This is a genomic window from Anaerotruncus sp. 1XD42-93 (assembly GCF_009917605.1).
Lineage (GTDB): Bacteria > Bacillota > Clostridia > Oscillospirales > Ruminococcaceae > Anaerotruncus.
In genome coordinates this window covers 1-7,127 of the sequence record NZ_QZEG01000086.1, presented here as the reverse complement: position 1 = coordinate 7,127, position 7,127 = coordinate 1, and the positions used below count along the sequence as shown (strand labels likewise).

Sequence of the window (7,127 nt, the reverse complement as noted above, 5' to 3'; positions counted from 1 at the left end):
AGGCGGATTTTGCGGCTTTGCTGCTGGACTATCCCTATTTCTGTGACTGTACGCGGGGCGTCCTGGTCAATCTTGAGCAGGTGGAGGAGCTGCTGGCCGACCGTTTTCTTTTGAAAAACGGGACAGCGGTTCCCATCAGCCGGTTAAAATACCGGGAAGTGCGGGAACAGTTCCTCGCCTTTACTTACGCCCGGATGAGGGGAGGGCGTTAGAGATGGGAAACGATACAATACTTTGCCCCATGCTGGAGCTTTCGGTTCTTATCCCCGGCGCTGTTTCGTGTTATCTGCCCATGAAAGGACACCTGGACGGAAAGGGCAGGCAGATTGCTTTATGGGGCATTCCTGCTCTGTTCTTGTGGGCTGGTGTGGGCGGCGCTGTCTGTTACAGATTCCGGTGGGACACGAATCTCTGGATGGTTCCTTCGCTGGTGTTTTTTGCCCTGTTCTACTGCCGGAGTGTCACGCTGTCTTACTGGAAATCCGTCAGCGTATTCCTGGCGGTCTGCGGGACGTTTTCCAATTTGAGGAACCTGGCATTCCTGGCGGACGCCCTGCTTTCGCCAAAGAGCGGCCCTGTGGTTTTTTCTCCGGGCGGGGCGGCGGCCTATGCCCTGTTTTGCTGGACGCTGCTGGGGCTTATGTGGTATCCGGCCACCCACGCCGCAAGATGGCTTCTGGATGAGATTGAAATGCCGGGGACATGGTATGTATTCTGGATTCTTCCGGTGGTGTTCTGGAGCCTGAGCATTGTCATGCAGCCCCAGGAATATTCCACCCTCTACACCAACCGGGTCATGGTGTTCTATCCGGTGCTGGTGCTGGCGCTTCTGACGCTTCTGCTGTTTTGTTACGCGCTGTTTTACTGGATGGCAAGGGGGCTGGCAAAGAATATGCGTCTGGCAGAGGAGAACCGTCTTTTGCAGATGCAGGCCATTCAGTACCGCATTCTGCAAAAGAGCATTGAGGACACCCGGCGCGCCCGACATGATCTGCGCCAGCATTTTAAGGCGCTGCAGGGCTGTGTGGAGAGCGGCGATATGGCCAAAGTTGCGGAGTATGTGAAAGCCTATGGGGAGAGCCTGCCGCCGGATACGGTCCGCCAGTTCTGCAAAAATTACGCGGTGGACGCCGTACTGCACCACTACGGGGAGCAGGCGGTGAGGCAGCAGACGGATATGGAGGTTTCTGTCCAGATGGAGGAAGAAACCATCATCCCCCAGCCGGAGTTTTGCGCCCTTTTGGGGAACCTGCTGGAAAACGCCATTGACGGCTGCGCCGCTTCCAAAGCGCCCCGCATCATCCGCCTGCATATCCGCCAGCAGGGAAAGCAGGCCCTTTACCTGACGCTGGACAACACCAGCGACCAGCCGCCAGAATCCAATGGCGGGCGTTTCCTTTCTTCCAGTCACGATGGCTTTGGCATTGGGACGGAGTCGGTACGGGTGATTGCAAAGCGTTACAACGGTGATACCCGCTTTGAATGGAAAGACGGGATGTTTTATGTTTCGGTCATGTTATCTGCTGAAAACAAGCCAGAAAATTTCCGATAACGTAGGCAAGCAATGAGCCGGAATATCCTTTTCGGATTTCCGGCTCGCTTGTTGGGGTTCCCCCAAGCCCCAGGCCGTCCGCTTGCGCGTCAGGCCGAACACGCCTTTCGGCGTGGCTTTGCGCTCCCTGCGGTCGCTTACTCCTGCACATCCGCGCAGGAGAGGGGCGGCGCATTTTGCGCCGTCAGGAGGTTTCTGAACCTTTCCTTGTTCCGTCCTTTGTGATGGTAAGCTGCCCCTCCTGGCATTTCACTGTGATTTTGTCCCCGGCAGAAAAGCCGGCCCTTTCCAGCCATATGCCTTGTAAAAGAATCTGCGGCGGAGCCTGCTTGTAATTGCCGCGCCCGTAACATACCGTTAGCTTGCGGTCATGCATCCGTCCCCCTTTCCCGCTGCCTGCCGGCATACGATTTCAAATTCATTCCCGTCCTCAGTCATGACCGTGAGCAGCCCTTTTTGCTCGTCAGTGTTCAGGTCGGCAATCCCCATCCCCTCGCTGTCATTCAGTAAATCAAAAAGCCTGTCCTTAAAATAGTTCAGTTCCATTTCTGTTCCCCTTTCGTATGTTATTATTGTTTATTAGAGAATCTTAAAAACAAATCCTGCCGCTGCTGCAAAGAAAGTAGTGCCGTCCCGGTTGGAATGGGGCGGCACTTTTGCGTCACCGTTCCGGTTTGGGCTGTTCTTTTTCCTGCGCCTGCTCTGGCGGTTCCAATCCTAAAATCTTGTCCACATTGTGGAGTGCGGTCTGGTAAGTAATCATATCCTGCCGCAGCGCCTTGTACTGTTCGTACTGTTCCCGTTTTTCTTCCAGCAGCGCGGCATATTCCGCTGAAAGCTGCGCCACTTTGGGAATGGCCTTGCCGTCCAGAGCGTCAAAGGCTTTCTTCGCGGCTTCGTGCTGGGCAATCTCCGCGCCATGCTCCGCAAGAAATTCTTTTTTGTGGCGGGACTCCTTATAAGCCGCGTAGACTTCCCGTGTTTTGGAATACTGGATGATGTGGGTTTTTAACTGTGCTACACCAGCCATCCGCGCTTCCAACTGCTTGATTTTTTGTGAAGCCGCATTGAAACCGTCTTCGGCCTGCACTGCCCGAAGCGCCAGTTCGTCATAATCGGTCAGTCCGTTTTCCATCAGGAAATTGAGCGTTTTCGCCGCTTCTTTCAGGTTGAAAATTTTCGCCCAGCGTTCATAGCCTGCGCCCTTTCCGGCGGCAAGTTTCGCCTGAATGTCAATCAGGAGATTGACCTTTCTGCCGGTTCGTTTCGGCGCTGTTTTTTCTGCCGTAGAACGCCCGCGCTGGCCGGTCATTCTGGCGCGCAGGGCGGTCTTGGTATAATCATCGCCCAGCCGGTTCACCCTTGTAGGGCGCTCCCATCCGGGCAGACGGAAGCCGGGATTTTTTCCGTCCACGACCTCATATCCCTCGGCCCGCATCTTTGCCAGAAATTCCTCATAATTTTGGCACTCCGGCAGCACCCGGTCAATGGTCTGCTGTAACTGCTTCTTGTGGCTGACACCATACTGCGCCGCCGCCATTTCCTTTTGGGACTTGGCTTTTTTCTTCGGGTTCTCAATCACTGAAAGGCCGTGGGCGCGGCACAGTTCATCATTCATGCGCCGCAGGATAAAAGCGGAGTTTTTCACGTTCTGGAATTTTGCGTCACAGTTTAGGTTGGTGCTGTTAAATTCAATGTGGGTATGGATGTGCCGCTTATCTGTGTGGGTGGCCACCACAAACTGATGCTGCCCGCCGGTAAATTTCATCGCCAATTCGTAGCCGATTTTGTGCGCCTCCTCCGGGCTGATTTCTCCGGGCTTGAATGACTGGATAATGCGGTACATAATAATGTCGTGTTTTTCCGACTGGCTGCGCCCGGTAAGCTGGGCATACAGCTTTTTGCTGATTTCAAATTCTTCGGCGGCTGTTTCCGGGCTGCACATATAGGAGGAAACCAGTTCGCCGCCGTCAGTCTTTTCTTCTTCCTGGTCATAGTCGTGGCGTTCTGCCATTGACTGCTGACGGGTGCGGTTTTTCATAATCTTTCGCGGTAAAATATTGGATATAGCCAATGGCTCCTCCTTTCAGAGAAAAGGCTATCCATAGCCTAAATAGTAGCATGGGTAGCCTACTTTTGCAAGCCGTATTTTGTATGCTTGATAAAAAAGGGGATAGAATACGGCTATGGATACGATTTCAGCAATTAAGACCCGGATACTCCGTTTATGTGCGGAGCGCAACATTACCATCAACAAACTGGCTACCATGTCGGCATTGCCGCCATCCTCTGTCAAAAATATCTTGTATGGCAGGAGTACCGACCCTAAAATTTCAACCATCAAGAAAATATGTGACGGTTTGGATATGACACTGATAGATTTTTTCGATGCGCCCGAATTTGAAAATTTAGAGCCGGAAATTAAATAGCATTACCGCGCCCCGTCGCGCTGCCGCTGTTCTGTCCGCGCCGCCTTAACATGGGTGCAGAGAAACTCATTATAGTCCTTGCCCAGCTTCGGCGGGTTAGGGTAAATCAGCTTCACCCGCCCGGAAAGTCCGGCATCGTTCTGGATTTCCTGGGTGAGTCGTTCGATACCTTTCAAGCCGGCCTTGTCGTTGTCCAGACAAAGGCTAATCTGTGTAACATGAGGGTGGTCGTGGAGAAACTGCATCAGGGCGCGTGAGCCGGTTCCACCCAGGGATAGGTAGTGGCTGTCCCGTGGGTCGCCGCCGGACAGCTTGACTAATGTAGCGAGGGAGAGCGCGTCAATAGGGCTTTCCGCCACCGCCAGCCGGGGACAGTCCGGGCGGCTGGCGGGCAGGCAGAAGCTGTACCGCTTGTCGCTCCCCTCCACATCCATGCGGAACCCGTCCCGCGTCCCCCGCAGGCTGGCGGCGCGGGCGTTCCCTAACATATCCCGCCCCACAAAGACACAGTTCTGATACCGGCGGCTCTCGTATAAAATCCCGGCCTCCATGCACACGCCCAGCAGTTCCGGGTCAATGCCGCGATCCTGCAAATAGCCCACCACGGCAGAAGCGCACCGGCTGGCTTCGGGCAGCTTAAACGGCTTTGACGGCTCCGCAGGCTTTGTGAACGTCTGTTTGACGGGCGGTGGTGCAGAGTACCCGCACAGGGTTTCCACCGCACCTACAAAGTCCATGCCGCGCACCTTAATCAGATAATCTAACGCCGTGCGCCCGCCGATGCCCTGGCTGTTCCAGCACCATTTCCCGTTGGAGATTTTTAAGCTGTCATGGGTTCTGGTGCAGTATTCGCGGGGGCCGCTTTTTTTCAGTTCCTGCGGCTCATAAGCCTGCAAGTAAGAGAGCAAGTCCCATTCCTTTGCTTTTGCAATCTGTTCCTTAGTCACGCCTGCCAAATCATCACCTCCATAATGAAAAAAGGGCGGCGGGAGCAAAAGAAAAATCGCTCCCGCCGCAGTGGTTTACAATGCTTCAAATTTCTTCAGCAGGTCGTTCACGCCCTGCCAGATTTCCATATAGCCCTGCCGCAAGTCCTCCACATCCTGCTCATAGAGGTTGTGGGTGCTGTTACAGCGGCGGGCGATCTGGTTGACGTTGCTGGAAACGGAGCGCAGGAGCTTTACCAGTTCCAGCACCGCGCCCATGTCAAGCTGCACAATGTAGCCGTCCACCGCCATCTTGCGTAGGTACGCCCGCAGGTTGGAGGTTCCCAGCAGTTCCATCTTACGGTCAATCGCCGCTTTTTCTTCCGGGGAAACTTTGGTGAACAGCCCCACCGTGCGCCCCTCCTTTGCCCTCACAGCACCGCCTCCTTTCGCGGGGGGCGCTCCATGCCGGACTGTACCGGCGTGGGCGGTTCATAGTTACGGATTGCCTGACGGATAGAGGGTTTATAGCCAGCCGCCGCAGCGGGCATTGGCACAACCGGCGCAGGTTCTTTGCCGTCCTCCAAATCAGGGTTTTCTTTGCTATCTTGTTCCTGCTCATCCTCCTTTTTATCTGGCCTGGACAGTTCCCGGTTAAGCTGGTTTAAGCGGGCGGATTTTTCCCGCAGTTCTTCTTCTTTTGGGAATGGCCGGTCGGCTTCTTCTTTGGCGTTTTCCAGTTCGCTTTCCAGTGTGGTAAGCCGCGCCTTTTGCGCGTCCAGCCGTTCCGCCAGGCTTTCCAGCGCATTGTTAATGCGGGTGACGTTGCCCACCGCATCGTCAGACAGTTCGGCGGAATAGGTCAGGTTCTGCTTCATGGTAACGCGGAATTTGCTGCCGTCACACCGTAGCTGCATGGGAAAGCCGCGAAACTCGCCCAAGTCCACAATCTTTTCCGGGTCGTCCATCAGCATACACGCTTTAATCACCGCTTCGCCTGCCGCCTTGCGCTCCGTGTAGGTCTGCCCCATGACAGTCATGGAAAAGGCATCGTCCTTGACCGGGTGGGCCTGCACCGTTGGCAAGTCCGCCGTCAGCGCTTCGATTAACAGCTTGGTTTCCGCGATTTTCTGCGGGTAGTATTTCAGCGCCTTGTCCTGCATTTCGTACTGCTGGGAGGTGTGGTTGGCCTTGAGCATTTTCAGCTTGGAAACCTGCACATCCAAATCCATTTTTTCGCGGATGCGGTCGTCGCCGGTGGCCAGGGCTTTGACCTCGGCGTAGGAAAGGGCGGTGGCGTCCACATCCTCGGCAGAGCGGGCGGGGCTTTTGGAGGTCATAATCTGGCCGATGAATTTCTGCTTGTTTTCCACCAGCCCCCAGTTGTAAGCGTCGAATGTCCCTTTGGTGACATACTTGAACATTTTCACGGATTCATTCATATTGCCCTGGCGCAGAGAACGGCCGGCGCGCTGCTCCAAATCGGCAGGGCGCCAGGGGCAGTCCAGGTCGTGGGACGCGACAATGCGGTTCTGCACATTCGTGCCTGCGCCCATTTTTGCCGTGGAGCCGATTAAGACGCGCACCTGCCCCCGCCGCACCTTGGCGAACAGTTCCGCCTTTTGGGTTTCCGTGTTGGCATCGTGGATGAAAGATATTTCCGCTTCGGGGATGCCTTTTGCAATCAGTTTCGCCTTGATGTCATCGTAGACGTTGAATGAGCCGTCGCCTTTAGGTGTGCTAAGGTCGCAAAACACTAATTGTGTCCCTAAAATCTCCGTGCTGTTTTGCCATTCCTGCACGATATTTTTCACGCAGGCGTTGACCTTGCTGTCCGGGTCGTCGGGTAAAAGCGGGTTTTGCAGCCGCTGATCCAGCGCCAGCTTGCGCCCGTCCGAAGTGATGCGTAACATATTGTCGATATGAGGGTCAACCTGGCCTCCGCGCACACTTTCCGCACGTTCGCCAAGTTCCTCCACCATCTCTTTCTGGAATCCGCTGGGTTCGGTGGTGACGGTGATGTATTCCGCTTTTGGCACGGGGAGGTTGAGCATATCGGCGGTCTGGATGTCGGCGGCTTCTTTCCAGATAGAGATAAGTTCCGGCAGGTTGTAAAACTTGGCAAACCGGGTCTTGGAGCGGAAGCCGGTGCCCTCCGGCTTTAATTCCATCGCCGTGACCTTTTCGCCAAAGTCCGCCGCCCATGCGTCAAAGTGGCGG

9 protein-coding genes are annotated in these 7,127 nt (G+C 55.0%); 3 read left to right on the top strand and 6 right to left on the bottom strand.

The genetic code is table 11. The annotated features are described in order from the left end of the window. Both D5269_RS16365 and D5269_RS16360 read left to right on the top strand, forming a co-directional pair. Positions 1-212, top strand: a 212-nt coding sequence (locus D5269_RS16365) for a LytTR family transcriptional regulator DNA-binding domain-containing protein (RefSeq protein ID WP_147408039.1), incomplete at its 5' end; no start/stop codon positions are given. Positions 213-214: 2 nt separating this feature from the next. Continuing rightward, positions 215-1,552, top strand: coding sequence for an ATP-binding protein (locus tag D5269_RS16360; RefSeq protein WP_120486971.1), 1,338 nt, complete (start codon positions 215-217; stop codon positions 1,550-1,552). A 184-nt stretch (positions 1,553-1,736) separates the two neighbouring features. Here the strand turns inward: D5269_RS16360 and D5269_RS16355 are convergent, their stop codons facing one another. From D5269_RS16355 to D5269_RS16345, 3 genes are all read right to left on the bottom strand, one after another. Further along, on the bottom strand, positions 1,737-1,928 hold the full coding sequence (locus D5269_RS16355; RefSeq protein WP_166545229.1) for a SymE family type I addiction module toxin: 192 nt from the start codon (positions 1,926-1,928) through the stop codon (positions 1,737-1,739). Beyond that, entirely contained in the window at positions 1,910-2,098 is a 189-nt protein-coding gene (locus D5269_RS16350; RefSeq protein WP_120486969.1) for a hypothetical protein, read from the bottom strand. The genes D5269_RS16355 and D5269_RS16350 overlap by 19 nt, the downstream gene beginning before the upstream one ends. Before the next feature lie 115 nt (positions 2,099-2,213). Further along, positions 2,214-3,626, bottom strand: a complete 1,413-nt coding sequence (locus tag D5269_RS16345) for a relaxase/mobilization nuclease domain-containing protein (protein ID WP_120486968.1) — start codon at positions 3,624-3,626, stop codon at positions 2,214-2,216. Between the two features lie 112 nt (positions 3,627-3,738). Here D5269_RS16345 and D5269_RS16340 point away from each other — a divergent pair, with 112 nt between their 5' ends. Then, positions 3,739-3,981, top strand: coding sequence for a helix-turn-helix transcriptional regulator (locus tag D5269_RS16340; RefSeq protein WP_120486967.1), 243 nt, complete (start codon positions 3,739-3,741; stop codon positions 3,979-3,981). Between the two features lie 2 nt (positions 3,982-3,983). Here the strand turns inward: D5269_RS16340 and D5269_RS16335 are convergent, their stop codons facing one another. The 3 genes from D5269_RS16335 to D5269_RS16325 form a co-directional block, all read right to left on the bottom strand. Beyond that, entirely contained in the window at positions 3,984-4,928 is a 945-nt protein-coding gene (locus tag D5269_RS16335; protein WP_243126930.1) for a DUF3991 and toprim domain-containing protein, read from the bottom strand. 75 nt (positions 4,929-5,003) lie between these two features. Then, a complete protein-coding gene (gene mobC / locus D5269_RS16330; RefSeq protein ID WP_120486965.1) occupies positions 5,004-5,342 on the bottom strand; it encodes a plasmid mobilization relaxosome protein MobC in 339 nt (112 codons plus the stop codon). Then, positions 5,339-7,127, bottom strand: a 1,789-nt coding sequence (locus D5269_RS16325) for a helicase-related protein (protein ID WP_256374388.1), incomplete at its 5' end; no start/stop codon positions are given. The genes mobC and D5269_RS16325, both read right to left, overlap by 4 nt.